Source organism: Sphingomonas tagetis (assembly GCF_024211275.1).
In the GTDB taxonomy this organism is placed as follows: Bacteria; Pseudomonadota; Alphaproteobacteria; order Sphingomonadales; family Sphingomonadaceae; genus Sphingomonas; species Sphingomonas tagetis.
In genome coordinates, this window is the sequence record NZ_JAMLDX010000008.1 from 178,788 (window position 1) to 205,054 (window position 26,267).

Genomic DNA, 26,267 nt, shown 5'->3' on the forward strand with positions numbered 1-26,267 from the left:
TCAAATTATCCTGCCGTTACAACCCGCAATTCGGATTCACCTATACTATTGTCGGATGGAATATAGTCACATCATTATTTAATTTATACGCTCTTATATTATAAATTACTACGCTTATATGAGCGTCGATGCGATTGCTGCATGGCGGTTGTCCAGCCAAATCCCCTTCCCCACAGCCCAGGTACAAAATATGAGCAGATTATTGATCGCCGCGCTTCTCGCCGGCATCAGCCTCGCTGGAACCGCCAGCGCACAATCCGAGCGCGAAATCCGCAAGGACGAGCGCGCGGTCGAAACGAAGCAGGAGCAGCTGGTCGAGGCTCGCGATCGCAGCGACCCCAAGGACGTGCAGGAAGCGCGTGAAGACCTCCGCGATGCCCGACAGGAACTGCGCGAAGATCGCCGCGATCAGAAGACGAGCCGGTACGAAGCACCCTACCGCGACTGGAGCCAGAGCACGCCTGCGATGGGCTCGCGACTGCGGCCCAAATTCTACGGCACGCGCTACGTGATCTCGAACCCTGAAGCCTATCAGCTCGGCTCGCTGGCTCGCAATCAACGCTGGATTCGCTATGGCGACGATGTGCTTCTGGTGAACATACGCAGCGGCCGCGTGGCGGCGGTGTTCCCGCGGCGATATCGCGACATGTGATTCGCGAGCCGGCGGAGTGCCGGCTCGACAGCGCGCGGCGCGATCGCGCTGCGCCACGGGATTGGGCGGCGGGACTCGGACAGCATCCGTCTCGTCGCTCATACCCTTGCAACACGCTTCAGTTCTGCCGCCATCTTCCAGAAGGAATGATCGCTTGATCACGGTTTCGTCGAACGACGCGCCCTCCCGCATCGCCTTCGTGGGCGCGGGCCACGTTGGCGCGACCGCCGCCTATGCGATGATGCTGCGGGCGCTGTTCGAGGAAATCGTCCTGATCGACAGCAATGTCGAACTGGCCAGCGCCGAGGCGGAGGATCTTGCCGATGCCAATGCATTGGCTCGACCGGCGCGGATATGGGCTGGATGCTATGACGATGCCGCTTCGGCGCAAGTCGCGGTCATCACCGCCGGCGCAGCCTCGCACGGCAGTGAAAGCCGGCTGAGCCTCGCGTCGCGCAGTGCCGCGATCGTCAGGGCGTGCGCAACCGGGCTTGTCGATGGGGGCTTCACCGGCGTGCTGATCGTCGCATCGAACCCCGTCGATTTGATGACCGTCGTCGCCATGCGCGCCGCGGGATTTGCGCCGACGCGCGTCATCGGCACCGGCACCTTGCTCGACACCAGTCGCCTCAAACAGGCGCTCGGCGATGCGCTGCACGTCGCACCCGGCGCGATCGACGGTTATGTGCTCGGCGAGCATGGCGACAGCGAAGTTGCCGCATTCTCGACCGTGCGCATCGGCGGCCAGACGATCGCGCAATTCGCGGCGGGCCATCCCCAGCCCGATCTAGCCGCGCTCGCTGTAGATGTTCGCGACGCCGGCTATCGCATCATTACCGGCAAGGGATATACCTCGTTCGGCATCGCCACGGCGATCGTCCGGATCTGCGAGGCCATCGTTCGCGACGAGCGCGCCGTGCTGCCAGTGAGCACATGGATCGACCGAAGGCTTGGGGCAGCCGATATTTGCCTGAGCCTGCCCTGTGTCATCGGCTCGGCGGGAATCGAGCGAGTCCTGTTTCCACCGCTCGAACCGGCCGAGGAGGCTGCGCTGCTCATTTCAGCGAACGCTCTGACCGAAGCGCTGAACGCGCTCGATCGCTAGGTTAGACCGTCCTCATCCAGCGTCGGTCGGACAGGCCTGACGGCAGCGATCGATTGCGGCAAGACGTGGCGATTGGCCGCTTTCCTACAACCCCCATTCCGGCATATCTCATCCGTCCCCTTTTCGCCGGGACGCTCCTCATGCCGCCCTTCCCTTCAAGTTCGTCCCGCGCAACCGCAGGCGTCACCCGCACGCCCTCCCGCGCCCGCTCGCGCGCGAAGGATGTCGGGACCTTTGTGACTTTCCGCCGTCCCCGCCTCGCGCATGACACCCCCCAAAACTGTCAACTTCCCCTCGTACCCCTGTCAACTTCGATCATTTTGGGTACCCCCGCGCCGCCGCGTGACTCCCCGCCCCCGTTCGCGTATCGTTCCGCCATGCCCGACGCGGCGCCTCTCGACCTTCCGCCCCGCCCGCTGCGCTGGCTGTATCTCGACCTCAACAGCTATTTCGCGGCGGTCGAGCAGCAGTTGAACCCGGATCTTCGCGGCAAGCCGATCATCGTCGCGCCGGTCAATTCCGACACCACCGTCGCCATCGCCGCTTCGGTCCAGGCCAAGAAATACGGCATCCGCACCGGCACGCCGGTGTGGGAAGCGAAGCGCCTGTGCCGCGACCTCATCGTCACCCCCGGCCAGCACGAGAAGTACGTCGAATTCCACCAGATGATCGTCGACGAAGTGTGGAAGCACATCCCGGTCGACCGCGTCTGCTCGATCGACGAGGTCGCCTGCCGCCTGCTCGACAACGAGAATGACCGCGACACCGCCATCGCGCTCGCCAACCGCATCAAGGCCGGCATCCGCGCCAACGTCGGCGAGTGCCTCACTTCGTCGGTCGGCATCGCCCCCAACCGCCTGCTCGCCAAGCTCGCCAGCGACATGCAGAAGCCCGACGGCCTCGTCGTGCTGAGCGAGGAGGAACTGCCGCATCGCCTGTTCTCGATGCCGCTGCGCGACATCGCCGGGATTGGCGCGAAGATGGAGAAGCGGCTCGCGCAGCAGGGCATTCTCGACATCGGCCAGCTGTGCGATCGCCGCCCGCGCGACGCGGGCTCCGCCTGGGGCGGGGTCAATGGCGACCGGCTCTGGTATCTGCTCCACGGCTTCGACCTGCCCGAAAAGCCGACGCAGAGCCGCACCATCGGTCACAGCCACGTCCTCTCGCCCCGCAAGCGCGGCTATGAGCCGGTCCGCCTCACCGCCCGCCGCCTCGCGCTCAAGGCCGCGAGCCGCTTGCGGCGCAAGGGCAAGGTCAGCCGGCTATTGGTGCTGCATGCGCGGTTCGAGGATGACAAGTCGGTCTGGCGCACATCGATCAAGCTGCCCTCGACGCAGGACAGCTTCACCGTCCTCGCCGCGCTCGATTCGATCTTCCCGCGGCTCAAGGAGGCCGGCCGCATGCGTGCCGGCGGCTTCCAGATCCGCATGATCGGGGTGACGCTGGCCGAAATCGCGCCGCTTGAGGGCGAGCAGGATTCGCTGTTCGCGATGCTCGATCCCAACGACCCGCTGGCGCGCGAGACGCGAACGCTCTCGCTCAGCAGGGCGATGGACCGGATCAATGAAAAGTTCGGGCGTCATGCCGTCTCGGTCGGGCCGATGGACGGCAGCCGAAGCGATCGCATCGGAACGAAAATTGCGTTCGGCCGTATCCCTGATCTCGATGAATTTCACGAGTGAGCGTTGAACTTGCCTATTGCACCGCAAAATCGATTGGTGCCCGGTATAACGTATCTCTTGACGTCAATTGCTGCGTAAGCAAAAGGACCGCTCGCTATGAACATCCGCCCCCTCCTCCCCGCCGCCGCGATCGCGCTCCTGTCGCTCGCCGCCTGTGACAACAAGCCCGAAGTGGTCGATAGCCGCGCGCCCGATCCGCTCGAGGAGCAGCTCAAGAATGCGCCGAAGGTCGAGCTGCCGCCGGCGATCAAGGCTTCGGTCTCGATGCGCTGCCAGCCCGGCAACGCGCTTGTGTTCGCCGAATTCTTCGAGGGCGACAAGCTGGTCAAGGTCCGCACCGAGCGCGATGGCGACCCGACCGACCTCAAGGCGGCCGAGGCAGGCCAGCCCTTCACGGCCGAGGGCGGCTACAAGCTGACCGGCAATTCGAAGACCGCGACCGTCGAACTGCCCGGCAAGGGCAAGCTCACCTGCCACGCCTGATTGCGGCTTAAGTGATTAAAAAAAAGGGCCGGTGGTTCACCCACCGGCCCTTTTTCGTCACTGGCTCGGAAACCCCCGCCGCTTGAACAGCGCCTTCACATCCGGATCGCGGCCCCGAAACGCCCGGTACGCCACCTTCCGGTCGGTCTCGTTGCCCGTCTCCAGCAGCACGGTGCGGAACTTGTCGGCGGTCGTCTTGTCCCAGACGTTCCCGCTCTCCTCGAACGCCGCCCAGGTGTCGGCGTCCATCGTCTCCGACCACAGGTAGGAATAATAGCCCGCCGAATAGGCGTCGGACGAGAACAGGTGATTGAACTGCGGCAACCGGTGCCGCATGACGATCTCCCTGGGCATCTGCAGCTCGGCCAGCGCCGTCCGCTCGAACGCATCCGGATCGGTCACCGGCGTGGTGCGGTCATGCAGCTTCATGTCGACGATCGCCGACGACAGATATTCGACCGTGTCGAACCCTTGGTTGAACGTCTGCGCCTTCTCGATCTTCTCGACCAACGCCGCAGGAATCACCTCGCCCGTCTTGTAATGCTTGGCGAAGCGGTTGAGCACGTCGGGGGTCAGCAACCAGTTCTCGTTCACCTGGCTGGGATATTCCACAAAGTCCCGCGGCGTGCCGCCGAGACCCGGATAATAGACATTGCCGAGCAGGCTGTGCAGCGCATGGCCGAACTCGTGGAACAGCGTCGAGGCGTCGTCGATGCTGATCAGCGTCGGCGCACCCGCCCCGCCCTTGGTGAAATTGTTGTTGTTCGATGCCAGCACGAGCTTGTCGCCGCGCAGCCCGGACCGCCCCCGATAGGCCGTCGCCCAGGCGCCCGAGCGCTTCCCCGCCCGCGCGAAATTGTCGAGGTAGAAGACGCCGACGACCTGCCCCTGCCGCGTCACCTCGAAGGTGCGGACGTCGGGATGGAACACCGGCACCGCGCCGCTATTCTCCTTGAAATTGAGATCGTAGAGCCGCCCCGCCGCGTAGAACATGGCGTTCACCATGTTGTTGAGCTCGAGATACGGCTTCACCTCGCTCTCATCGAGGTCATACTTCGCCTTGCGCACCTTCTCGGCATAGTAGCGATAGTCCCAGCCTTCGACCTTGATCTTCGGCCCCCTGCCCGCCGCAGCCTCGGCGTCGGCGAGCTTCTGCATGTCGGCGACTTCCTCCAGCACGCGGGCGCGCGCGGCGGGCCAGACCGACATCATCAGCTTCATGGCATTGGCCGGCGTCTCCGCCATCGTTTCGTCCATGCGATAGTCGGCATGCGTCTTGAAGCCGAGGATGACCGCGCGTTCCTGGCGCAGCTTGAGGATGCCGGCGATCACCGCATTGGTGTCGTTGGCGTCGCCATTGTCGCCGCGGTTGATATAGGCGTTGTAGATCTTCTCACGCAGCGCGCGGTTGCTGGCGTACATCAGGAAGGGCTGCATCGACGAGCGCGTGTTCTTGACCGCCCATTTGCCCGCCTGCCCGCGCGCCTTGGCTTCGTCGGCGAGGCTCGACTTGAAGCTGTCGGGCAGTCCGGCGAGGTCGGCTTCCTTGTCGATGAAGATCGCCGTCTCTTCGTCCGCCAGCACGCGCTTGCTGAACTCGGTATAGGCCTTGGCCAGCTCGCCGTTGATGCGCTTGATCTCGGTCTTCTGCGCCTCGTTGAGCAGCGCGCCGGAGGTCACCGAATCGCGATAGCTGCGCTCGAGCAGCCGGAGCTGCTGCGCGTTGAGGCCGAGCGTTTGGCGCTTGTCGTAGAGTGTCTTGACGCGGGCGAACATCTTGCGGTCGAGGCTGAGTTCGGTCGAGAAGGCCGAGAGCTTAGGGCTCCACTCGGTCGCGATCTTCTGAACCTCGGGCGTAGCGAGGTTGCTGGTATAGACGCCCCATACCGGGAAGACGCGGTTCAGCGAGTTGGTCGCCTTTTGCTGCGCCTCGATCGTGTTGGCGAAGGTGGGCGCTTCGGGATTGTCGCGCACCTTGGCGAATTGCGCGCGCGCCTCGGCCATCCCCCGCTCGAACGCGGCCGGGAACATCGCCGGCGTCACCTTGTCCCACTGGGGCACGCCATCATACGGCCCGGGCCAGACGTCGGTCATCGGTGCGGGATTGGGCGCGGTCGGCGCAGGCGCGGTCTGTTGCATGGTGCTGGCCAAACTCATCGGGGTCAGGAGCGAGGTAGTGGCAAACAGCGCCGCGCCAAGGGCTAGTTTCATGAGAATTCCCGGGAATTGAATGATGTTGCAGGTGATACCGTCGCCATCAGGCGGAGCGCAAGCCTGTGTACCATTCGCCTATGACAGCTGACTGCGCGGTGAACTGAAACAATTTTCATCCATCGCCTGCTTGTGCCACGCTGAGTGCAAGGAGTTGAGGGTTGGCGACGGTTGCGGTCTATAGTCTCAAGGGCGGGGTCGGAAAGACGACGCTGGCGGTCAATTTGGCCTGGTGCTCCGCGACGCTGTCAGCCCGCCGGACATTGCTGTGGGACCTCGACCCGCAGGCCGCCGCGACCTTCCTGCTCGGCGGCGGCACAGGCAAGGCACAGGCGCAGTCGGTGTTCAGCAAGGATGTGGAGCCGGCCAAGCTGGTCCACGCGAGCGCGACCGCGCGGCTCGACCTGATCGGCGCCGACGCGTCGCTGCGCGGGCTCGACCTGCTGTTCCACGAACTCGACAAGAAGAAGCGGCTCGCCAAGCTGCTCGGCCAGCTCGACAAGGCCTATGACCGCATGGTGCTCGATTGTCCGCCGGGCCTGACCGAGACCAGCGAGCAGGTAATGCGCGCCGCCGACCTGATCGTGGTGCCGGTGATCCCCTCGCCACTCTCGGAACGCGCGCTGGCCGAAATCGAGGCCCATCTCGGCAACAAGGCGACCGGGCGGCTGATGCCGGTGCATTCGATGGCCGACCGCCGCCGCAAGCTGCACGCAGAGACGATTGCGCGAAATCCCGGCTGGCCCGTCATTCCGATGGCGAGCGTGGTCGAGACGATGGCGGCGCGGCGTGCGCCGGTCGGCGCCTTTGCCGGGCGCACTGCCGGGGCCAGGGCGTTTGCCGAGCTGTGGCAGGCGATCGAACGTCGCCTCGCCAAAGCGAAAAGGAAAGCATGACCCGCCCGACGCCCCGCTCGCAGGATCTCGACCCCGATCTGGTGTTGCGCGCCTATGCGATGGGCGTGTTCCCGATGGCCGAGCATCGCGACGAGGCCAGCGTATTCTGGGTCGAGCCGCGCCAGCGCGCGATCCTCCCGCTCGACGGCTTCCACCTCTCGCGCTCGCTGCGCAAGACGCTCACGTCCGGCCGCTTCCGCGTCACTGCCGACGCGGCGTTGGAGCAAGTGATCGCGCTGTGCGCCGAGTCCGCCGACGACCGCCCGGACACTTGGATCAACCCGGCGATCGAACGCGTGTTCGGCGAGTTGCACCGCCGCGGCTTCGCGCATTCGGTCGAATGCTGGGACGGCGAGCAGCTGGTCGGCGGACTCTATGGACTCGCATTGGGCCGGGCGTTCTTCGGCGAATCGATGGTCAGCCGCGCGCGCGACGCGTCCAAGGTGGCGATCGCGGCGCTGGTGGCGCGGCTGCGGCTCGGCGGGTTCACGTTGCTCGACTGCCAGTTCATGACCGACCACCTCGCCTCGCTGGGCGCGGTGGAGGTGCCGCGCGAGACTTACCTTTCGCTCTTGTCGGATTCGCTCGGCGAAGGCTCGGCGGGTCTGGCGACGGGTGTTGCGGTGGTGGCCGGCGACTTCGGCGCGCTCGACGCTTTCGGCGCGTCGCCATCGGGCGCTGCGCCGTCCACCGTCTCGCCGCCCGTTTCGGGGAAGGTCATCGCGCAGCTTTTGACCCAGACGTCGTAGATCGGGTGCGGCACGACGTTGAGCGCGGGCCGCTCCTTGAACAGCCAGCCCGAAAAGACGCGTGACCAATTGCCATCGGTGCCGCGCACGTCGACCTGAGCGAAGGCGCCGGTATATTGCTCGCTCTCGAACGGCGCCGTCTTCTCGCATGCGCGCAGCCGGACGATGACGTCGCCGACGCGCGTGGCCTGCCCGGGCTTCAACGAGATGTCGCGCGCGACGCCATTGCGCTTGTTGAGCAGGCCGAGCACCGCGACACGATCATTCATCGGCGTCGCGCCCGCGGTCGACGCTGCCGCGCCGCTCGCGTCGACCGTGACGATCTCCTCGCCCGGCCCGCCGCCCTTAGGCGCGACCTCGACCTTGTCGGCCGCCGCCGATTTTTTGGGTTCAGGCTGAAGGCTCTTCACCCAGTCGCAACCCGCCAGCGCCAGCGGCGCCGTCAGCAGGACAGCAAGCCGGGTCAGGCGCATCAGGCGCCGGGCGTCCAGGCTTCGTAGTCTCCGGTCGCGCCGATGCGCTCGCCGCCCTTTTCGAGCGCGCCCGCCGGACGATAGGCGGCGGCGGTGCCGGTCAGGTTGGCCAGCGCCGGCTGTTCCCACTGCCGCACCGGCGGCAGCGCGCGCGAGGGGATGTCGTCGATCTGGTGGTGAAGCCAGCTGAACCATTCGGGCGGCACGCGGCTCGAATCGTTCGAGCCCTTGTAGATCACCCAGCGGCGCGGGTTGCCCGCGGTGTCGCGCCCGCCCTGATAATAGACGTTGCCCAACGCATCCTCGCCCACCACGTCCTTGCCGCGCAGACCGACCCAGGTGCCGAAGGTGGAACCGTTCCACCAGGTGAAAATGTTGGCGAAGATGCTCATGGCCCGCGCTTTACGAGACCTGCGCGGCGGCGGCAATCGGGTTTGCGTGGGGGCGTGGCGTTGTCATCGTTCGGCTACGGACTTCGGCAGTGGCCTATCTTGAGTGACATAACCGATTTGGTTCATAGGAAAGCGATCAGTTCGACAGGCTGATTTGTCGCGATTTTTGGGGATTAAGATGGCAGCGGTAGCAAGGTTGAACACGATTTTACGCCGATTGCGCGACGTGCGGTGGAATCTCAATGTGACGATTTCGACACTTCTTGTGATGGGTCTTCGACAGGCCGTTGCGTTTGCCGAAGGGAATGGCGAATTGAGACCGGTCGGGTGCAGCCATTCTTAGCCCCTCCCGCCCTTCGCGGCAGGGGTTGGGGAGGGTCTTCTTTTGTGTTTTCGGGCTCGCCGCAAGCCCGCGCAGCGCTGACCATTGGCTAGAAAAGCAAGAAGGCCCTCACCCGCCCCTCTCCCGCAAGCGAGAGTGCTAGAAGTTGCTACTTCCAGCTCACCTTGTCGCCGACCGATATGCCCAGCTCCGCGGACCTTCCGCCGTTGATCTCCAGCACGGCCGCGACCGGCTCGCCCGATCTCACCTGCGCCTCCGAGAAGGGCACGGTGTTCTCCGCGATGTGCGCGATGGTGCCGTCGGCGCGGATGAAGATGATGTCGAGCGGGCTTGGCGTATCCTTCATCCAGAAGCTCGCCTCCTTCGGCGCGCCGCCGCCGGCGGGATAGGGCGCGAAGAGCATGCCGCCATCGGCGGGGATGCCGGTGCGGAACATCAGACCGCGCTGCTGCTCCTGCGCTGTGCGCGCGACTCCTACCTTGAAGACGTGCTTTGCGCCGGCGCTTTCGACGGTGACAACCGCCTGCGCCATCGACTGCTCGGCAGGCGCGTTGCCGGCATCGGTGCCCTGGCAGCCGGGCAGCAGTGCCAGCGCGCCTATTGCCAGCAGCACGCCGCTGGTGGTGCGGCGCCGCAATCCAGCGATGCTGAACAACAAACTAAGCCTGTTCGACGACGACCGCGAGCGGTCCCTTTTCGCCCTCGACGATGCGGGCGCGTAGCGGCTGGTCTGGTTCGACGTCATAAATCTCCGCCCGGCGAAGCGTTTCCATGTGCACGAATATATCGGCCGAATCGGCGTCGCGCACCAGAAAGCCATAGCCCTTGAGGCGATTGAACCATTTGACGGTTACCGGCTCGAACGGGCCGGCGGAATCGATCAGGCCCAGCCGGTCGGTGCGGTCGCCGCCGCTGCTCCGCGGCTTGACCGGCTCGACCGCGTTGGTGAGGTCGATCGACAGGATCTCGCGCGCCTGCAGACCACGCTCGCGCTTGACCGTGGTGCACTCGACCCGTGCGCCTTCAGGCAGGCTGCGTCGGCCATGCGGCTGAAGCACCGAGAAATGGATGAGGATGTCGCCGACGGTCTCGTCATCGGCGACTATGAAGCCGAAGCCGCGGGTGACATCGAACCATTTGACGGTGCCGGCGTGGCGCGGTTCGTCCGCCCAACTCTCCGCCGCATCCAGCGCAGAAAGCGTCGCACCGATCGGCACGACGTCATATTCTTCCTGCACTCCCTGCGGCGAAACGCGCATGAAGATTTCCCCCAGACCGCCGACATTAACACAGCATTTCCGACTGGTGCGAATCCTTTGTTAGCCATCGCCTTCCAGAAACGGGTCAACGTTTTCACCCGGCTGCATCCGGACAATCTTCCACGCGAGATCGGGCGAATGGCCCGCCCGGACCATTGCCGCGACGCTCTTTGCCTGTGCCGCGCGGTCGGCGGGCGCGAGCGCGAACGGCCCGATTCGCTTGCGTCGGGCAAAAGCCACAGCGGTTTCGCCGCGCCGCGCGGCGACTTGCGGGGCGATCGCCTCGGCATCGTCTCCATCGATCCCGGCATGGCGCAGCGCCTCGTTCACGCGACGCGCGCCCAGCCCGCGGCGTGCCATCGCCGAGGCCTTGGATTCGGCGAACAGCCGGTCGTTGACATAGCCAAGCTTGGCGAAGCGCTCGGCGAGCGCGGTCGGGTCGGCTGGCGGCCCGTCCCAGCCGCGCTCGCGAATCTTGCGGTGGAGATAGGCGGCGAGCTTGCCGCGCGTGGTGGCGAAACGCTCGACATAGCGCAGCGCGAGCCGGTCGAGCGACGCCGCGTCGAGCGGGGGAATGGGGCGGCAGTCGCCTGTGCGGACTCTGGGCATGCGCCTTCTTTGTGCCACACTGGCAACCGATTTTGAACGATAGTGCGTAGCAGAGCCGCCCGCATTTCTGATGTGGGGCCAATCGTCGATAGCGAGGCGGCCTGTCACGGTCAGGGGCACGGAAAATTGAGAGAATGGCTTTGAACGTCAAGGATAAGGTCGAGACCGTCGCGGCATTGCAGCCGACACCGACCGATGACGCGCTTCCGCGCCGCTTCGCGGATTTCGCGACGCTGGGCGATGCGCTGGATTATGCCGCGCAGGGCGTGCGCGGGCTGAACTTCCATGACGCGCGCGGCACGCTGACCCGTGCCTATCCCTTTTCCGAAATGCGCGCGGATGCGCTGGCCCAGGCGCACCGCCTGATCGCTGCGGGCGTGAAGCCGCAGGACCGGATCGCGATGATCGCCGAGACCGGGCCGGAATTCGCTTCGATCTTCTTCGGCGTGATCTATGCCGGCGCCTGGCCGGTGCCGCTGCCGCTCCCGACCAGCTTCGGCGGCGCGCAGAGCTATATCGACCAGCTCACCGTCCAGCTCACCAGCTGCGACCCGACGATGCTGTTCTATCCGCCGGAGATCGGCGCGATGTGCGCCGAGGCCGCGAGCAACCGCGGCGTCGAGGGGATGGACTGGGCCGAATTCGGCGAGCGCGAGGCGCCCCAGGCCGAGCTGCCGCAAGCCGACACCAACGACATCGCCTATCTTCAGTATAGCAGCGGTTCGACGCGCTTTCCGCATGGCGTGGCGATCACACACCATGCGCTGCTCAACAATCTCGCCGCGCACAGCCATGGCATGCATGTCGGCGACGGCGACCGCTGCGTTTCGTGGCTGCCCTGGTATCACGACATGGGGCTGGTCGGCTGCTTCCTGTCGATCGTCGCCAACCAGGTCTCGACCGACTATCTCAAGACCGAGGATTTCGCGCGGCGTCCGCTGGCATGGCTCGACCTGATCAGCCGCAACCAGGGCACCACCCTCTCCTATTCGCCAACCTTCGGCTACGACATCTGCGCGCGGCGCATCTCCAGCCAGAGCCACCCGGCCGATCGCTTCGACCTGTCGCGCTGGCGCGTCGCGGGCAATGGCGCGGACATGATCCGGCCCGACGTAATGCAGTCGTTCGTCGATGCCTTTGCCGATGCCGGGTTCAAGGCGAGCGCCTTCCTGCCGAGCTATGGCCTCGCTGAGGCGACGCTGGCGGTGTCGATCATGCCGCCAGGCGAGGGGATCGTCGTCGAGCTGGTCGAGGAGACGCAGCTGTCGGGCGACAGCTCCGGCGTCAGCGGCAAGCGGCCGCAGCGCTTCCGCGCGATCGTCAATTGCGGCAAGCCCGCACGCGACATGGAGATCGAGATCCGCGAGGAGGACGGCACGCCGCTGCCCGAACGCGCGATCGGCAAGGTGTGGTGCCGCGGCCCAAGCGTGATGGTCGGCTATTTCCGCGACCCCGAATCGACCGCCGCGTGCCTCGTCGATGGCTGGCTCGACACCGGCGACATGGGCTATCTCTCGGACGGCTATATCTACATCGTCGGCCGGGCGAAGGACATGATCATTGTCAACGGCAAGAATCACTGGCCGCAGGACATCGAATGGGCGGTCGAGCAGCTGCCCGCGTTCAAGCAGGGTGACGTCGCCGCATTCGCAATCACCACGCCGGGCGGCGAGGAAACCCCCGCGGTGCTGGTTCAGTGCCGCACCAGCGACGAGGCCGAGCGCGTCCGCCTGCGCGAGGAGATTCGCGAGCGAGTGCGCACGGTGACCGGCATGAACTGCGTGATCGAACTGGTCCCGCCACGCACGCTGCCACGCACCAGTTCGGGCAAGCTGAGCCGGGCGAAGGCGCGGAATCAGTATCTTAACGGCGAGATCAAGCCCTACAGCATCGCGGCCTGATCGAGGTTAACCCCTCGAAACGGCGGAAAAAAATTTTCGTCGTTTCGGGTAAATCTAACCGTTCGCTAACCTGCTCGCGGCTATTTCGATCGCGTGACGAGCCAGACGACTTCTCAATTCGCGAAGCCGCGCATCGATGTTCGTGCGCTGCTAGGCCTGTACGATCCTGCGGATACGACGGATTGGGGGCCGATTCGTGCGGCTCAGCTTAATGCCGGCAGCCAGCTCGCCGTGTTCATGCTCGCCGCCAATGTGCTCGGCGCGGCGCTTGTCACGCTCAACTTCGCGCATCTGATACCAGTGTGGCAGCTCGCCAGCTGGGGCGCACTAGTCGCTGCAGTCGGCGTGGCGGTCGCGTTCCGCCGCCTGTCGGCACGGCATCGTACCGAGCGGGCTGCCAGTCTCAAGGATGTGCGCGACACCATGCTCGACGGCGTGGCGCTGGGCGCGGTGTGGTCGATCGCGCCGCTGCTCTTCGGGATCCAGGCGGATGCGGGCGCGACTTTGGGCTTATGGGCGGTGGTGGCGATCCTGATCGCCGCATCGGCGGTCGCGATGGCCGCGCTGCCGCTCGCGACGATCATCTTCATGGCGATGCTGGGCGGTTCGGTCGCGGCGCTGACCTGGCTTTCGCTCTCTCCGACGCTCAGCGCGGCGTGGATGCTGTTTACGACATTGCTGATAGTCGCCTGCTATTCGCGCGGCAAGGCGCTGGTCGTCATTCGCGCCAACGAGCTCGCGCTTACCGAGCGCGACGAGACCGTCAGCCTATTGCTGCGCGAGTTCGAGGACAAGGCCGCCGACTGGCTGTGGGAGACCGACGCGCAGCGGCGCGTGATCCGCGCCAATCCGCGCTTCGCGGTGTCGCTCGGCGTCGATCCCAAGGCGATCAACGGCATGCCGTTCCTGCAGGTGCTGGCGGGACCGGCATGGGAGAGCGGCGACTTCGCGCCGGGGCTGCGTGACATGGCCGACAGGCTCAAGAAGCGCGAGGCGTTCCGCGACCTGCTGCTACCCGTCAAGGTCGAGGGGGTCGAGCGCTGGTGGGAAATGACCGGGTCGCCGCGCTTTGGCGAGGACGGCGCGTTCTGCGGCTTTCGGGGCGTCGGATCGGACGTCACCGAGGCGCGTGAATCGGCGAGCAAGATCAGCCGCATGGCGCGTTACGATTCGCTCACCGGCCTGCCCAACCGGCTACTGATCAACGAGACGCTGGCACTGGCGATGGCCGAAGCCGACAAATGGAGTTCGCGCTGCGCCTTCATGATGATCGACCTCGACCGCTTCAAGGCAGTCAACGACACGCTCGGCCACCCCGTCGGCGACCGGCTGCTGATGCGCGTGTCGGAGCGGCTCAAGCAGCTGATGAGCGCCAAGGAGATGATCGGGCGGCTGGGCGGCGACGAGTTCGCCGTGGTGGTGCGCGACGCGACCGACACCGCCGCGGTCGAGCGGCTCGCTCAGACCATCATCGGCGTGCTGTCGCAGCCTTATGAGGTCGATGCGCACACGCTCTTTATCGGCGCCAGCGTCGGCCTCGCGATGGGCCCGCGCGACGGCCGCACCGCGGAGATGCTGATCCGCTCGGCCGACCTTGCGCTCTATCGCTCCAAGGATGCCGGCGGCGGCGCCTATCACGCCTATGAGCCCGAATTGCACACCCAGGCCGAGGAGCGCCGGGTGCTCGAAATGGCGCTGCGCGCGGCACTCGAGAATGACCAGTTTCATCTGCTTTATCAGCCGGTGGTGCAGGCCGGCACCGGCGCTCTGATGGGGTTCGAGGCGCTGCTGCGCTGGACGCATCCCGAACATGGCAACATCTCACCGGCCAAGTTCGTGCCTTTGGCCGAGGAAGCGCGGCTGATCGCGCCGATCGGCGAATGGGTGCTGCGAAACGCGTGCATGGAAGCGGCGCGCTGGGACAGCCCGATCCGCGTCGCGGTCAATGTCAGCCCCGAACAGCTGCACAACCCCGCCTTCGCCTCGTTCGTCGCTACCGCGCTGCAGGACAGCGGGCTGCGCCCCGAGCGGCTCGAGCTGGAGGTGACAGAAAGCGTGTTCATGCGCGAAGGCACGGCGGCGGTGCAGACGCTCGAAATGATCCTCGATCTGGGCGTGCGCCTCAGCCTCGACGATTTCGGCACGGGCTATTCCTCGCTCGGCTATCTCAGCCGCACGCGCTTCTCGTCGATCAAGGTCGACCGCAGCTTCGTGCAGGGCGCCTCCAAGGGCAGCAAGGAGGCGATCGCGATCATTCGCGCCGTCGTCGCGCTGGCCGACAGCCTCGGCATGGCGACGACCGCGGAAGGCGTCGAAACCGAGGACGAGCACCGCATGATCCAGGCGTTGGGCTGCACCAAGGTACAAGGCTATTATTTCGGCCGCCCGCTGCCCGTGCTCGAGGCGCGCGGGCTGGCGACGCGCGAGAGCGGCGGGACGAGCGTCGCGGCGTAATTCCGCCAAGCGGCGCTTGCCCCCGCCGACACGCGACGCTAAAGCGCTCCACCGCACAGGGGTGTAGCTCAGCTGGTTAGAGCGTCGGTCTCCAAAACCGAAGGCCCTCGGTTCGAATCCGAGCTCCCCTGCCATCTTTTCCGGTCGCACCGGACCACCGAGGTTCCGCCCCGCATGTTCCGCGCGCTGTACGACTGGACGCTCAAGCTCGCCGGTCACCGTCATGCCGACCGCTACATGGCGGCGGTGTCGTTTGCCGAGAGCAGCTTCTTCCCGATCCCGCCGGACGTGATGCTGGTGCCAATGATCCTGGCACGGCGCGAGCAGGCCTATCGAATCGCCGCGATCTGCACGATCTCGTCGGTGCTCGGCGCCATGCTCGGCTATGGGATCGGCTATTTCCTGTACGAGAGCGTGGGCAAGTGGCTGCTCGACCTCTATCATCTCGAGGGCAAGATTGCGGGGCTCAAGGCGCTGTACGACCAGTATGGCGCGGCGGTGATCCTGATCAAGGGGCTGACGCCGATCCCGTTCAAGCTGGTCACCATCGCCAGCGGCATCTTCACCTTCAACTTCCCGCTGTTCGTGATTCTGGCCTCGATCACCCGCGGCGCGCGCTTCTTCCTCGTCGCCTATCTGCTCAAGCGATTCGGCGAGCCCGTGCAAAGGGTGATCGAAGAACGGATGAACCTGATCGGGTGGGTCGTTCTGGCGGCGCTGATCGGCGGTTTTGCAGTGGTCGCGCTGATATAATCGATAGTTATACCCGTTCTGGGGGTGAAATCGTACCGCACTGCAAAAAATATGCTTGCGTGTAACGCAATCGTAGTGAAATGGATGCCTATGCGTCACCGAGCGTAGTCGGAGACGTGCCGTCAGGCGTGCAACTTTGCCTGCACTGCAGTTTTGAAGGGGAGAAGTTTTATGAAGAAGATGTTTGCTGCTGCGGCTACCGCAGCGCTGCTCATGGGCAGCACCGCTCAGGCCACCTCGGCTCAGGCGCTTAGCCTGCAGAACAGCCCGCGCGCTGCGACCGCCACCGGCGAGAGCAACGAGCTGGTCGGCACCACCGCATGGGTCCTCGCCGCGATCGCGCTTGGCCTGGTCGTGTGGGGCGTGATCGAGCTGACTTCGGACAGCAACTAAGCCTTATTCGATCCTTGCGGATCGCGGGAAATGGCGGCTTCGGCCGCCATTTTTTGTGCGTTGCGGCCGTGACCCGCTCGTCGACCCGCAAAACATTGCTATGAGCGCGCGATGACCAGCCGCACCGATTCGCTCGACCTGCTTTCGCGTTACTACGCCGCCTTCAATGCCGGCGACCGCGAAGCGATGCTCGCCTGCCTCGCCGATGACGTGGCGCATGACATCAACCAAGGCGAGCGCCAGACCGGCAAGGACGCCTTCCGCGCATTTCTCGGCCATATGGACCGCTGCTATCGCGAGCGGCTCGACGGCATCGTGCTGATGGCATCCGAAGACGGCGCGCGCGGCGCGGCCGAATTCGTGGTGCATGGCGAATATCTGACCACCGACGAAGGCCTGCCGCCCGCATTGGGCCAGCGCTACATGCTGCCCGCCGGGGCGTTCTTCGACATCAGCGACGGGCGGATCGCGCGCGTCAGCGTCTATTACAACCTCGCCGACTGGACGCGGCAGGTCGAAGGCTGAGCAGCCATTTCGATGGGGATCGCAGTCCGCACGCTCGAACCGGGCCAGATCGCCGAGCAGCTCGACGATCTCGCGCGGCTGCGGATCGCGGTGTTCCGCGAATGGCCTTATCTCTACGACGGCGATGCCGGCTATGAGGCGGCCTATCTGACCGCCTTCGCGCACGCGCCGCACGCTGTGTTGGCCGCAGCGTTCGACGGCGACGCGATCGTCGGCATGGCCACCGCGTCGCCGATGACGGCGCAAGCGCCCGAGATTCGCGAGCCGGTCGCCGCAGCCCGGTTCGACATCAGCCGCTGCTTCTATTTCGGCGAATCGGTGCTGCTGCCGGGCTATCGTGGCCATGGCATCGGCCACGCCTTTTTCGACCATCGTGAGGCGGGCGCACGGGCGGCGGACGCAGAAACGGCGCTGTTCTGCTCGGTGGTCCGCACCGCCGACCACCCGCTGCGCCCCGCCGATGCGCGCAGCCACCATCATTTCTGGACGAAACGCGGCTATGCGGAGGTGCCGGGGCTGACCTGCCGTCTCGACTGGCGCGAGATCGGCGAGGCCGCCGAATCACCGCATGCGTTGCAGTTCTGGAGCCGCGCGCTGTGAGCGCGTTCATCCTCGCGGCAGCGCAATATCCGGTCGAGCAACTGGCGAGCTTCGCCGACTATGCCGCCAAGATCGAGCGCTGGGTGGCCGAGGCGGCGGCGGGCGGCGCGAAGCTGGCGGTATTTCCCGAATATGGCGGGATGGAGCTGACCGCCCTCGACCCGGCGAGCGTCGACGACCTCCACGCCTCGATCGCGGCGCTCGGCGCATTGGTCGAACAAGTCGATTCGCTGCACGCGGGCCTCGCCGCGCGATATGGCATGCATATCTGCGCCGCGAGCCTCCCCGTGCGCGAAGCCGATGGCCGGTTCCGCAACCATGCGCGGTTGTTCGCGCCCAACGGCAAGTCGGGCACGCAGCGCAAGATCGTGATGACTCGCTTCGAGCGCGAGGAATGGGACATCGCGAGCGGCGCAGCGCTGACCCTGTTCGACACCGATCTCGGCCGCATCGGGATCGCCATCTGTTATGATGTCGAATTCCCGCTGCTGGTCCGCGCGCTGGCCGAGGCGGGCGCGACGCTGATCCTTGCGCCGTCGGCAACCGATTCGCTGCACGGCTTTCATCGCGTGCGCGTGGGTGCGCGGGCGCGGGCGCTCGAGAATCAATGCTATGTCGTGCAGTCGCCGGTGATCGGCGAGGCCGAATGGACGCCGTCGCTCGGCACGAGCCACGGCGCGGCGGGCATCTTCGGCCCGCCCGATCTCGGTTTTCCGGCGGACGGCAACGTCGCGCAGGGCGAGCTGGATCGGCCCGGCTGGGTGTTCGGCGAGATCGACCCGGCGCGGGTCGAGCGCGTGCGGCGCGAGGGCGCCGTCTTCAACCATGCGCATTGGCACGAGCAGGGCGGATCGGTCACCCTGCCCCGTGTCGAACTGCTCGACCTTCGCAGCTAACGTTTCGCCGCATCGCAGCAGAGCCGCCGGAACGCGGCGTTGGCCACCCGGTTGAGCCGTGCGAGCGCATGTCAGCTTCCGACCGATGATCGCCATCGGTCCGCTGTCTAGAGCGCGGCGTGCAATCGCAATGGAGGAGAAGGCCCGTGATCAAGAAGTTTCTGGCGATGCTCGTCGCATCGCTCTCGCTGCTGACCGCCACGACGGCGCAGGCGACGTCGGCGCAGGCGCTGAGTCTCGGCAATTCGCCCGCCATCTCGCGCGCGGCCAGCGATGCCGGTGACGGCAACGAACTCACCGGCGGATCGGCACTGGGCTATGTCCTGCTCGCGGTCGTGGCGGGCGCCATGATCTGGGGTCTGGTCGAGATCATCGACGATTCCGACAGCAACTGATCGCCCGTTTTTCGTTCGGCCGCGCGGGGCGTTTCTCTGTGGAGAAGCGCCCTGTATGCGTTCAAGCGCGCTGCTTGCGCGCCCCCTTGCCCGCTGCCTCCCGAGTCGCTAGATACCGCCCCCAATCCGACAGCGTGGATGGGCTTCGCCGGGTTCCTTGACGGAGCCGGGCGGCGAAACCTGTCCCGCTGACGGGCAAACATTTGCGAGGCAAACCAGGTGGCCAAGACCAGTCCGCTCGAATTCATGCGCCAGGTACAGGCCGAGACGAAGAAGGTCGTCTGGCCGACGCGCAAGGAAACCGTGATGACCGCCGTGATGGTGTTCATCATGGCATCGCTGCTGGGCATCTTCTTCTTCGGCGTCGATCGCTTCTTCGACGCGATCGTCAAGTTCCTCCTTAGCTTCGCCGCATAACAGAACAGGGATCGTCATGGCGCGCTGGTACATCATTCACGCCTATTCGGGCTTCGAGAACAAGGTGCGGGACCAGATCCTGTCCGACGCGACGCGGCTCGGCCTCGACGCGCTGGTCGAGCAGGTCGAGGTGCCGGTCGAGACCGTGACCGAAGTGCGCCGCGGCAAGAAGGTGCAGTCGGAGCGCAAGTTCTTCCCCGGTTATGTGCTGGCCAAGCTGTCGATGAACGACGACGTCTATCACCTGGTGAAAAACACGCCGAAGGTGACCGGCTTCCTCGGCTCGATGGGCAAGCCCCAGGCGATCAGCGAGGCCGAAGCCGCGCGCATCCTCAATACCAAGGAGGAAGCCGCCGCCGCGCCCAAGCACCAGATCAAGGTCGATTACGAGATCGGCGACTCGGTCAAGGTGCTGGACGGCCCGTTCGCGAGCTTCAACGGCGTGGTCGAGGAGCTCGATTTCGACAAGTCGAAGGTCAAGGTCAGCGTGTCGATCTTCGGCCGCGCGACCCCGGTCGAGCTGGATTTCGACCAGGTCGAGCGCAGCAAGTAAATCGTCTAACGCATCGGAACAGGCCAGCCTTCGCGCTGGCCTTTTTCGTTTGTAGACCTTGATCCCCGGCGTTTTTGCATCTGCATAAACTGCCGTGGATATCGAGTTCGATCCCGCGAAGGATGCCGTGAACTCGGAAGCACGGGCTGCCTTTGGCGGACGCCCATCGCTTCGAATTGGGCGATGCCGTGGTCGAAATCGATAATCGCGCGGACTATGGTGAGGTCCGGTATCGCGCCTTCGGACGGATTGACGGCATCAGACATTGTCTAGTGTTCACGTTTCGCGAGGACGCCGTTCGGATCATCAGCTTCCGCGCGCGCGTGAAAAGGAGATGCGCCGCTATGGCAGATAGAGTGCCGCCCGTCGTTTTTGACGACGACGACCCCGAATGGACAGAAGAGGACTTCGCGCGAGCAAGGCCCGCTGCCGAGGTGCTGCCCGCCGAAGTGATCGCGGCCTTCGCCAAGGCCAAGACCGGCCGCCCGCGCGGCTCCAACAAGGAGCAGGTCGCGCTGCGCATCGACAAGGACGTGCTGGCCAAGTTCCGCGCCACCGGCCCGGGCTGGCAGACGCGAATCAATGAGGCACTGCGCCGCGCCGAGGTGTAATCCGCCACGCCATACCGCACTGCAACCGGACTCGGGTTGCATCCTGTGCACCCCTTTGCTACGCGCCCGCCAACCCAAGCGGGGCTGCCTTTCCGGCCTGCCCCTTTTTTGCATGGGGCCATTTCTGGTAAGCCCAAGAGGAAGCAGCATCGCGTGGATAATTCCGGCGGTATTCAAGCCAGCCTAAGCGGACGTTATGCGACCGCCCTGTTCGAACTGGCACGCGAAGGCGGATCGATCGAGACGGTCGAATCGAGCCTTTCCACCGTCCGCCAGGCGCTGACCGATTCGGCGGATTTCGCCTCGCTCACCACGAGCCCGCTGATCGGGCGCGGCGACGCGGCGAATGGCGTGGCGGCGGCGGCGAAGGCGCTGAAGCTCGATTCGCTCACCGCCAACTTCCTCGGCGTGCTCGCGCAGAACCGCCGCCTCAAGGAACTGCCGGCGATTGCCCGTGCGTTCCGTGCGCTCGCCGCGAATCACCGCGGCGAAGTGACCGCCGAAGTGGTTTCGGCGCATCCGCTCTCGAACGATCAGGTCGAGGCGCTCAAGGCGCAGCTGCGCCAGCGCGTCGGCCGTGACGTCAATGTCGACCTGTCGGTCGACGCTTCGCTGCTTGGCGGCCTGGTCGTGAAGATCGGCAGCCAGATGATCGACAGCTCGATCAAGACCCGTCTCAATTCCCTCGCGCACGCGATGAAAGGCTGAAGGCTAAGACAATGGATATCCGCGCCGCAGAAATCTCGAAGGTCATCAAGGACCAGATCGCCAATTTCGGCTCCGAGGCAGAGGTCAGCGAGACCGGCCAGGTGCTGAGCGTCGGTGACGGCATCGCGCGCGTCCACGGCCTCGACAACGTCCAGGCGGGCGAGATGGTCGAGTTCTCGAACGGCGTGCAGGGCATGGCGCTCAACCTCGAAGCCGACAATGTCGGCGTCGTGATCTTCGGCTCCGACAGCGAGATCAAGGAAGGTGACGTCGTCAAGCGCACCGGCACGATCGTGGACGTCCCCGTCGGCAGGGGCCTGCTCGGCCGCGTGGTCGATGGCCTGGGCAACCCGATCGACGGCAAGGGTCCGATCGTCTCCGATCAGCGCTCGCGCGTCGAGGTGAAGGCGCCCGGCATCATCCCGCGCAAGTCGGTGCACGAGCCGGTGCAGACCGGCCTGAAGGCGATCGACGCACTCGTCCCCGTTGGCCGCGGCCAGCGCGAGCTGATCATCGGCGACCGCCAGACCGGCAAGTCGGCCGTCGCGATCGACACCTTCATCAACCAGAAGCACACCAACGCCGGTGATGACGAGAGCAAGAAGCTGTACTGCGTCTATGTCGCGGTCGGCCAGAAGCGCTCGACGGTCGCCCAGCTGGTCAAGACGCTCGAAGAGAATGGCGCGATGGAATATTCCATCGTCGTCGCCGCGACCGCGTCGGAGCCGGCCCCGCTGCAGTTCCTCGCGCCCTATACCGGCACCGCGATGGGCGAGTATTTCCGCGACAACGGCATGCACGCGCTGATCGTGTTCGACGATCTGTCGAAGCAGGCGGTCGCCTATCGCCAGATGTCGCTGCTGCTGCGCCGCCCGCCGGGCCGCGAAGCGTATCCAGGCGACGTGTTCTATCTGCACAGCCGCCTGCTGGAGCGCGCCGCGAAGCTCAACGACGCCAATGGCAATGGCTCGCTGACCGCGCTGCCGATCATCGAGACTCAGGCAGGCGACGTGTCGGCGTACATTCCGACCAACGTGATCTCGATCACCGACGGCCAGATCTTCCTCGAGACCGACCTGTTCTTCGCGGGCATCCGTCCGGCGATCAACGTGGGTCTGTCGGTGAGCCGCGTGGGTTCGTCGGCGCAGACCAAGGCGATGAAGAAGGTCGCCGGCTCGATCAAGCTGGAGCTGGCGCAGTATCGCGAAATGGCTGCCTTCGCTCAGTTCGGCTCGGACCTCGACGCCTCGACGCAGAAGCTGCTCAACCGCGGCGCGCGCCTGACCGAGCTGCTCAAGCAACCGCAGTTCTCGCCACTGCCGTTCGAGGAGCAGACGGTGTCGATCTTCGCGGGCACCAACGGCTATATCGACAGCGTGCCGGTGCAGGACGTGACCCGTTACGAGGCCGCGATGCTCGCGGAGCTGCGCAGCAAGCACGCCGGCATCCTCGAGACGATCCGCGACACCAAGGATCTGGGCGACGACGTCAAGGGTCAGCTCAAGGACGCGCTCGCAGCGTTCGGCAAGACCTTTGCTTGATCTCTTTCCCGGCCGCTCCGGCGGCCGGGGCTAGAAACGGACGATAAATGGCCAGCCTCAAGGCACTCAAGATCCGCATCGCTTCGGTGAAGTCGACGCAGAAGATCACCAAGGCGATGAAGATGGTCGCCGCCGCCAAGCTGCGCCGGGCGCAGGAAGCGGCCGAGGCCGGGCGTCCCTATGCCCAGCGCCTCGAAAGCGTCGTCGCCTCGCTCGCCAGCAAGGTGACCGTCAGCGAATCCAGCCCCAAGCTGCTTGCCGGCACCGGCAAGGATCAGGTCCATCTGTTCGTCGTCGCGACTTCGGACAAGGGCCTCGCCGGCGCGTTCAACACCAACATCGCGCGCCTCGCCCGCAAGCGCGCGGGCGAGCTGATCGCCGAGGGCAGGACGGTCAAATTCTACACGATCGGCCGCAAGGGCCGCGCGGTGTTGAACCGGCTCTATCCCAAGGACTTCATCCACTCGATCGAGCCGGGCGACCTTGGCAAGCTGACCTTTTCCAGCGCGCGCGGCTATGCCGACGACCTGATCGCCCGCTACGAAGCCGGCCAGTTCGACGTGGCGCATCTGTTCTATTCGAACTTCAGGTCAGTGCTGGCGCAGGAACCGACCGAGCAGCAGATCATCCCGGTCGCGCCGAGCTCGGTCCCGGCCGGCACGCCGGTCAGCCAGGGTGCGCCCGCCGCCGTCATCTATGAGCCGGACGAGGAAGCGATCCTCGCCGACCTGTTGCCGCGCAACGTCGCGATCCAGCTCTATCGCGCGATCCGCGAGAACGCCGCGTCGGAGCAGGGCAGCAAGATGACCGCGATGGACAACGCCACGCGCAACGCCGGTGACCTGATCAAGCGGCTCAACACGGTCTATAACCGCCAGCGTCAGGCCGCGATCACGACCGAGCTGGTCGAGATCATCTCGGGCGCCGAGGCGCTCTAAGCGATGCGTTTCGCCCTTCTCCTGCTTCCGGCGCTCGCGCTGGCGGGCTGCGGCGGAACCGCGCCCGGCAATGCTGCCGGCGCGGAGAACGTCGTGGCTGCGGAGAATGTGGCTGCGCCCGCCGCCGAAACCAGGGGCTGGGACGAGCTGTTCGCCAAGCCCGCGAGCGAGGCCATCGCGATCTTCGAGAAGCTGAGCCTGCGTCCGGGTGCCTATGAGGTCATGGGCGACATGCACATGTCGCACGGCGCGCCGATCAGCCTCGCCGATACCGCGGCGGGCAAGAAGAACACGCTGGCCTTCACCGCGAGCGGCGATGCCAGTCAGTTGCAGGGCGTGTCGTTCGATGTGGTGATCGAGGATCAGGCCCAGGCCGAAGCCTCGCGCCAGCGCGCGCTCGAGTCGATCGGCAATGTGCTGCGCGTCGCGGGCCTCGACGGCGAAGCGGTCGTCAAGGCCGCGCTGACCGCTGACGCCAAGCCCGCCACCGGCAAGGTCGCGGGCGCGAATTACGCGGTGCTCCGCAAGGACGCCCGCACGACCATCAATTTTACCAAGCAATCGAACTAAGAAAGCCAAGGAACCGATCATGGCAACCGCAGCCCCCACCGCAGAAAAGCCCGCCCGGAAGCCCCGCGCGCCCAAGGCCGTCACTGGCACGACGCAGGCCGCCGCGCCCGTCGCCGGCACCAGCACCGGCCGCATCAGCCAGGTGATCGGCGCGGTCGTCGACGTCAGCTTCGACGGCGCGCTGCCCAAGATCCTCTCGGCGCTGGAAACCAGCAACAATGGCCAGCGCCTCGTGCTCGAGGTCGCACAGCATCTCGGCGAGAGCACCGTCCGCACCATCGCGATGGACTCGACCGAGGGGCTGACCCGCGGCCAGGCCGTCACCGACACCGGTGCGCAGATCCAGGTCCCGGTTGGCCCGGCGACGCTCGGCCGCATCCTCAACGTGATCGGCGAGCCGATCGACGAGCGCGGCCCGGTGCAGACCGACCTGCGTTCGCCGATCCATGCTGAGGCCCCGCTGTTCGTCGACCAGTCGACCGACAGCGCGATCCTGGTCACCGGCATCAAGGTCATCGACCTGCTCGCGCCTTATGCGAAGGGCGGCAAGATCGGCCTGTTCGGCGGCGCCGGCGTGGGCAAGACCGTGCTCATCCAGGAGCTGATCAACAACATCGCCAAGGGCCATGGCGGCACGTCGGTGTTCGCGGGCGTCGGCGAGCGTACCCGTGAGGGCAACGACCTCTATCACGAGTTCCTCGACGCAGGCGTCATCGCCAAGGACGCCGACGGCAATGCCATCAGCGAAGGTTCGAAGGTGGCGCTGGTCTATGGCCAGATGAACGAGCCGCCGGGCGCCCGCGCGCGCGTCGCGCTGTCGGGCCTGACGATCGCCGAATATTTCCGCGACGTCGAAGGCCAGGACGTGCTGTTCTTCGTCGACAACATCTTCCGCTTCACCCAGGCGGGCGCGGAAGTGTCGGCGCTGCTCGGCCGCATCCCGTCGGCGGTGGGCTATCAGCCGACGCTGTCGACCGACATGGGCGCGCTGCAGGAGCGCATCACCTCGACCAACAAGGGTTCGATCACCTCGGTGCAGGCCGTGTACGTGCCCGCCGACGACTTGACCGACCCGGCGCCGGCGACCTCGTTCGCCCATCTGGACGCGACGACCGTGCTCAACCGCGCGATCTCGGAGCTGGGCATCTACCCGGCGGTCGATCCGCTCGACTCGACCTCGCGTGTGCTCGAGCCGCGCATCGTCGGCCAGGAGCATTACGAGACCGCCCGCGCCGTCCAGTCGACGCTGCAGAAGTACAAGTCGCTGCAGGACATCATCGCGATCCTCGGCATGGACGAACTGTCGGAAGAAGATAAGCTGACGGTCTCGCGCGCTCGCAAGATCCAGCGTTTCCTCAGCCAGCCGTTCCACGTCGCCGAGGTGTTCACCGGCATCCCCGGTGCGTTCGTGCAGATCGAGGACACGATCAAGTCGTTCAAGGCGGTGGTCGCGGGCGACTATGACCATCTGCCCGAAGCGGCCTTCTACATGGTCGGCGGCATCGACGATGCGATCGCCAAGGCCAAGAAGCTGGCCGACGAGGCGTAACTTTCCACTAGCCCCTCCCTTTACGGGAGGGGTTGGGGTGGGCCTATCCACATAGGCTCCGGTCTCGGTGAGACTGAAACGCCCCACCCCAACCCCTCCCCCTGAAGGGGAGAGGCTTAGGAAGAAAACAATGGCACTGCACTTCGAACTCGTGACGCCGGAACGCCTCGTCCGCTCGGAAGAGGTGCATATGGTCGTCGTCCCCGGCACCGAAGGCGACTTCGGCGTGCTGGAGGGCCATGCGCCGCTGATGTCGACGATCCGCGACGGCAATCTCGAAATCTACAAGGCCGGCGCGACCACGCCCGAGACGATCCGCATCGAAGGCGGCTTCGCCGAAGTGAACGAGCGCGGGCTGACCGTGCTGGCCGAACGCGCCGAATAAGCCGTCCGCTCGACGGGCAAGAAAAGGCCGCGGGAGCGATCCCGCGGCTTTTTTCATTGTGGGTGAGGTCATTCCTTCCCCGGAGGGGAGGAATTGGGTCCTAGAGCGTGATCGTGATTGATTGAATCTGGATTCCCTTGTTGGGGGATTTCTGATTCAACCTGCTGGCTGGGCAGGAGGCCAGCAGGGATGAGCCGAGCCTATTCGATTGATTTGCGCGAGCG

28 protein-coding genes, 1 tRNA gene and 1 pseudogene are annotated in these 26,267 nt (G+C 65.5%); 24 read left to right on the top strand and 6 right to left on the bottom strand.

Annotation, left to right across the window (positions count from 1 at the left end):
• Window positions 1–118 precede the first annotated feature (118 nt).
• The 4 genes from M9978_RS12190 to M9978_RS12205 all read left to right on the top strand — a co-directional run bounded on the left by M9978_RS12190 (window position 119) and on the right by M9978_RS12205 (window position 3,922).
• Window positions 119–652 carry an RcnB family protein gene (locus M9978_RS12190; RefSeq protein ID WP_254293541.1) on the top strand — a complete coding sequence of 178 codons (534 nt, stop codon included), beginning with the start codon at window positions 119–121 and terminating at the stop codon, window positions 650–652.
• Between the two features lie 154 nt (window positions 653–806).
• Window positions 807–1,757 (top strand): L-lactate dehydrogenase, encoded by a 951-nt coding sequence (locus tag M9978_RS12195; RefSeq protein ID WP_254293543.1) that lies wholly within the window; start codon window positions 807–809, stop codon window positions 1,755–1,757.
• A 377-nt stretch (window positions 1,758–2,134) separates the two neighbouring features.
• Window positions 2,135–3,439 (top strand): DNA polymerase Y family protein, encoded by a 1,305-nt coding sequence (locus tag M9978_RS12200; protein ID WP_254293545.1) that lies wholly within the window; start codon window positions 2,135–2,137, stop codon window positions 3,437–3,439.
• Between the two features lie 96 nt (window positions 3,440–3,535).
• Window positions 3,536–3,922 carry a hypothetical protein gene (locus tag M9978_RS12205; protein WP_254293548.1) on the top strand — a complete coding sequence of 129 codons (387 nt, stop codon included), beginning with the start codon at window positions 3,536–3,538 and terminating at the stop codon, window positions 3,920–3,922.
• A 57-nt stretch (window positions 3,923–3,979) separates the two neighbouring features.
• Here the strand turns inward: M9978_RS12205 and M9978_RS12210 are convergent, their stop codons facing one another.
• Window positions 3,980–6,079 (bottom strand): M3 family metallopeptidase, encoded by a 2,100-nt coding sequence (locus M9978_RS12210; RefSeq protein ID WP_254293550.1) that lies wholly within the window; start codon window positions 6,077–6,079, stop codon window positions 3,980–3,982.
• Window positions 6,080–6,294: 215 nt separating this feature from the next.
• Here M9978_RS12210 and M9978_RS12215 point away from each other — a divergent pair, with 215 nt between their 5' ends.
• Together M9978_RS12215 and aat are read left to right on the top strand one after the other, a co-directional pair.
• Window positions 6,295–7,029, top strand: a complete 735-nt coding sequence (locus M9978_RS12215; RefSeq protein ID WP_254293552.1) for a ParA family protein — start codon at window positions 6,295–6,297, stop codon at window positions 7,027–7,029.
• A complete protein-coding gene (gene aat, locus M9978_RS12220) occupies window positions 7,026–7,778 on the top strand; it encodes a leucyl/phenylalanyl-tRNA--protein transferase (protein WP_367305079.1) in 753 nt (250 codons plus the stop codon). Before M9978_RS12215 ends, aat begins: the two co-directional genes overlap by 4 nt.
• A 35-nt stretch (window positions 7,779–7,813) precedes the next feature.
• Here the strand turns inward: aat and M9978_RS23545 are convergent.
• The 5 genes and pseudogenes from M9978_RS23545 to M9978_RS12245 all read right to left on the bottom strand — a co-directional run.
• Window positions 7,814–8,251 (bottom strand): annotated as a pseudogene (locus M9978_RS23545) (DUF2155 domain-containing protein); the annotation flags it as partial.
• Complete coding sequence (locus M9978_RS12230; protein ID WP_254293554.1) at window positions 8,251–8,643, bottom strand: NADH:ubiquinone oxidoreductase subunit NDUFA12; 393 nt, start codon at window positions 8,641–8,643, stop codon at window positions 8,251–8,253. The pseudogene M9978_RS23545 and the gene M9978_RS12230, both read right to left, overlap by 1 nt.
• A 491-nt stretch (window positions 8,644–9,134) precedes the next feature.
• The gene (locus tag M9978_RS12235) at window positions 9,135–9,641 is read right to left on the bottom strand and encodes a DUF192 domain-containing protein (RefSeq protein WP_254293556.1); all 507 of its coding nucleotides are present in this window, start codon (window positions 9,639–9,641) and stop codon (window positions 9,135–9,137) included.
• 4 nt (window positions 9,642–9,645) lie between these two features.
• Window positions 9,646–10,245 carry a cold-shock protein gene (locus tag M9978_RS12240; protein ID WP_254293558.1) on the bottom strand — a complete coding sequence of 200 codons (600 nt, stop codon included), beginning with the start codon at window positions 10,243–10,245 and terminating at the stop codon, window positions 9,646–9,648.
• A gap of 60 nt (window positions 10,246–10,305) precedes the next feature.
• Window positions 10,306–10,854: a regulatory protein RecX gene (locus M9978_RS12245; protein ID WP_254293561.1), complete on the bottom strand. Its 549-nt coding sequence runs from the start codon at window positions 10,852–10,854 to the stop codon at window positions 10,306–10,308.
• Window positions 10,855–10,988: 134 nt separating this feature from the next.
• Here M9978_RS12245 and M9978_RS12250 point away from each other — a divergent pair, with 134 nt between their 5' ends.
• The 18 genes from M9978_RS12250 to M9978_RS12340 all read left to right on the top strand — a co-directional run bounded on the left by M9978_RS12250 (window position 10,989) and on the right by M9978_RS12340 (window position 26,043).
• Window positions 10,989–12,755 carry a fatty acyl-AMP ligase gene (locus M9978_RS12250; protein ID WP_254293563.1) on the top strand — a complete coding sequence of 589 codons (1,767 nt, stop codon included), beginning with the start codon at window positions 10,989–10,991 and terminating at the stop codon, window positions 12,753–12,755.
• Window positions 12,756–12,848: 93 nt separating this feature from the next.
• Complete coding sequence (locus M9978_RS12255) at window positions 12,849–15,209, top strand: putative bifunctional diguanylate cyclase/phosphodiesterase (protein ID WP_254293565.1); 2,361 nt, start codon at window positions 12,849–12,851, stop codon at window positions 15,207–15,209.
• Window positions 15,210–15,266: 57 nt separating this feature from the next.
• Window positions 15,267–15,343: transfer RNA gene (locus M9978_RS12260), tRNA-Trp, on the top strand.
• Between the two features lie 40 nt (window positions 15,344–15,383).
• Window positions 15,384–15,962, top strand: a complete 579-nt coding sequence (locus tag M9978_RS12265; protein WP_254293567.1) for a YqaA family protein — start codon at window positions 15,384–15,386, stop codon at window positions 15,960–15,962.
• Window positions 15,963–16,133: 171 nt separating this feature from the next.
• On the top strand, window positions 16,134–16,355 hold the full coding sequence (locus M9978_RS12270) for a hypothetical protein (protein ID WP_254293569.1): 222 nt from the start codon (window positions 16,134–16,136) through the stop codon (window positions 16,353–16,355).
• Window positions 16,356–16,466: 111 nt separating this feature from the next.
• On the top strand, window positions 16,467–16,880 hold the full coding sequence (locus M9978_RS12275) for a ketosteroid isomerase-related protein (RefSeq protein ID WP_254293571.1): 414 nt from the start codon (window positions 16,467–16,469) through the stop codon (window positions 16,878–16,880).
• Between the two features lie 12 nt (window positions 16,881–16,892).
• Window positions 16,893–17,480, top strand: a complete 588-nt coding sequence (locus M9978_RS12280; protein ID WP_254293573.1) for a GNAT family N-acetyltransferase — start codon at window positions 16,893–16,895, stop codon at window positions 17,478–17,480.
• Window positions 17,477–18,376, top strand: a complete 900-nt coding sequence (locus tag M9978_RS12285; RefSeq protein WP_254293575.1) for a carbon-nitrogen hydrolase family protein — start codon at window positions 17,477–17,479, stop codon at window positions 18,374–18,376. Before M9978_RS12280 ends, M9978_RS12285 begins: the two co-directional genes overlap by 4 nt.
• A gap of 146 nt (window positions 18,377–18,522) precedes the next feature.
• Window positions 18,523–18,771: a hypothetical protein gene (locus M9978_RS12290; protein WP_254293577.1), complete on the top strand. Its 249-nt coding sequence runs from the start codon at window positions 18,523–18,525 to the stop codon at window positions 18,769–18,771.
• Window positions 18,772–18,990: 219 nt separating this feature from the next.
• Window positions 18,991–19,188 carry a preprotein translocase subunit SecE gene (gene secE, locus M9978_RS12295; protein WP_254293579.1) on the top strand — a complete coding sequence of 66 codons (198 nt, stop codon included), beginning with the start codon at window positions 18,991–18,993 and terminating at the stop codon, window positions 19,186–19,188.
• A 16-nt stretch (window positions 19,189–19,204) separates the two neighbouring features.
• The gene (gene nusG / locus M9978_RS12300) at window positions 19,205–19,741 is read left to right on the top strand and encodes a transcription termination/antitermination protein NusG (RefSeq protein ID WP_254293581.1); all 537 of its coding nucleotides are present in this window, start codon (window positions 19,205–19,207) and stop codon (window positions 19,739–19,741) included.
• A 146-nt stretch (window positions 19,742–19,887) separates the two neighbouring features.
• A complete protein-coding gene (locus M9978_RS23340) occupies window positions 19,888–20,352 on the top strand; it encodes a BrnA antitoxin family protein (protein WP_436977189.1) in 465 nt (154 codons plus the stop codon).
• Between the two features lie 153 nt (window positions 20,353–20,505).
• A complete protein-coding gene (locus tag M9978_RS12315) occupies window positions 20,506–21,060 on the top strand; it encodes a F0F1 ATP synthase subunit delta (protein ID WP_254293583.1) in 555 nt (184 codons plus the stop codon).
• An 11-nt stretch (window positions 21,061–21,071) separates the two neighbouring features.
• The gene (atpA, locus tag M9978_RS12320) at window positions 21,072–22,601 is read left to right on the top strand and encodes a F0F1 ATP synthase subunit alpha (RefSeq protein WP_254293585.1); all 1,530 of its coding nucleotides are present in this window, start codon (window positions 21,072–21,074) and stop codon (window positions 22,599–22,601) included.
• A gap of 47 nt (window positions 22,602–22,648) precedes the next feature.
• On the top strand, window positions 22,649–23,539 hold the full coding sequence (locus M9978_RS12325; RefSeq protein WP_254293587.1) for a F0F1 ATP synthase subunit gamma: 891 nt from the start codon (window positions 22,649–22,651) through the stop codon (window positions 23,537–23,539).
• A gap of 3 nt (window positions 23,540–23,542) precedes the next feature.
• Window positions 23,543–24,109, top strand: a complete 567-nt coding sequence (locus tag M9978_RS12330) for a hypothetical protein (RefSeq protein WP_254293589.1) — start codon at window positions 23,543–23,545, stop codon at window positions 24,107–24,109.
• Between the two features lie 19 nt (window positions 24,110–24,128).
• Window positions 24,129–25,658 carry a F0F1 ATP synthase subunit beta gene (atpD, locus tag M9978_RS12335; RefSeq protein WP_254293591.1) on the top strand — a complete coding sequence of 510 codons (1,530 nt, stop codon included), beginning with the start codon at window positions 24,129–24,131 and terminating at the stop codon, window positions 25,656–25,658.
• Window positions 25,659–25,788: 130 nt separating this feature from the next.
• Window positions 25,789–26,043 carry an ATP synthase F1 subunit epsilon gene (locus M9978_RS12340; protein WP_254293593.1) on the top strand — a complete coding sequence of 85 codons (255 nt, stop codon included), beginning with the start codon at window positions 25,789–25,791 and terminating at the stop codon, window positions 26,041–26,043.
• Window positions 26,044–26,267 lie beyond the last annotated feature (224 nt).

What these genes read in the sequence shown, in the direction of transcription:
- M9978_RS12270 (WP_254293569.1), top strand. Translation starts at nt 16,134, where the DNA reads ATGAAGAAGATGTTTGCTGCTGCGGCTACCGCAGCGCTGCTCATGGGC.
- M9978_RS12190 (WP_254293541.1), top strand. Translation starts at nt 119, where the DNA reads ATGAGCGTCGATGCGATTGCTGCATGGCGGTTGTCCAGCCAAATCCCC.
- atpA (WP_254293585.1), top strand. Translation starts at nt 21,072, where the DNA reads ATGGATATCCGCGCCGCAGAAATCTCGAAGGTCATCAAGGACCAGATC.
- M9978_RS12265 (WP_254293567.1), top strand. Translation starts at nt 15,384, where the DNA reads ATGTTCCGCGCGCTGTACGACTGGACGCTCAAGCTCGCCGGTCACCGT.
- M9978_RS12240 (WP_254293558.1), bottom strand. Translation starts at nt 10,245, where the DNA reads ATGCGCGTTTCGCCGCAGGGAGTGCAGGAAGAATATGACGTCGTGCCG.
- M9978_RS12230 (WP_254293554.1), bottom strand. Translation starts at nt 8,643, where the DNA reads ATGAGCATCTTCGCCAACATTTTCACCTGGTGGAACGGTTCCACCTTC.
- M9978_RS12200 (WP_254293545.1), top strand. Translation starts at nt 2,135, where the DNA reads ATGCCCGACGCGGCGCCTCTCGACCTTCCGCCCCGCCCGCTGCGCTGG.
- M9978_RS12250 (WP_254293563.1), top strand. Translation starts at nt 10,989, where the DNA reads ATGGCTTTGAACGTCAAGGATAAGGTCGAGACCGTCGCGGCATTGCAG.
- M9978_RS12340 (WP_254293593.1), top strand. Translation starts at nt 25,789, where the DNA reads ATGGCACTGCACTTCGAACTCGTGACGCCGGAACGCCTCGTCCGCTCG.
- M9978_RS12275 (WP_254293571.1), top strand. Translation starts at nt 16,467, where the DNA reads ATGACCAGCCGCACCGATTCGCTCGACCTGCTTTCGCGTTACTACGCC.
- aat (WP_367305079.1), top strand. Translation starts at nt 7,026, where the DNA reads ATGACCCGCCCGACGCCCCGCTCGCAGGATCTCGACCCCGATCTGGTG.
- atpD (WP_254293591.1), top strand. Translation starts at nt 24,129, where the DNA reads ATGGCAACCGCAGCCCCCACCGCAGAAAAGCCCGCCCGGAAGCCCCGC.
- M9978_RS12210 (WP_254293550.1), bottom strand. Translation starts at nt 6,079, where the DNA reads ATGAGTTTGGCCAGCACCATGCAACAGACCGCGCCTGCGCCGACCGCG.
- M9978_RS12280 (WP_254293573.1), top strand. Translation starts at nt 16,893, where the DNA reads ATGGGGATCGCAGTCCGCACGCTCGAACCGGGCCAGATCGCCGAGCAG.
- M9978_RS12245 (WP_254293561.1), bottom strand. Translation starts at nt 10,854, where the DNA reads ATGCCCAGAGTCCGCACAGGCGACTGCCGCCCCATTCCCCCGCTCGAC.
- M9978_RS12330 (WP_254293589.1), top strand. Translation starts at nt 23,543, where the DNA reads ATGCGTTTCGCCCTTCTCCTGCTTCCGGCGCTCGCGCTGGCGGGCTGC.
- M9978_RS12325 (WP_254293587.1), top strand. Translation starts at nt 22,649, where the DNA reads ATGGCCAGCCTCAAGGCACTCAAGATCCGCATCGCTTCGGTGAAGTCG.
- nusG (WP_254293581.1), top strand. Translation starts at nt 19,205, where the DNA reads ATGGCGCGCTGGTACATCATTCACGCCTATTCGGGCTTCGAGAACAAG.
- M9978_RS12205 (WP_254293548.1), top strand. Translation starts at nt 3,536, where the DNA reads ATGAACATCCGCCCCCTCCTCCCCGCCGCCGCGATCGCGCTCCTGTCG.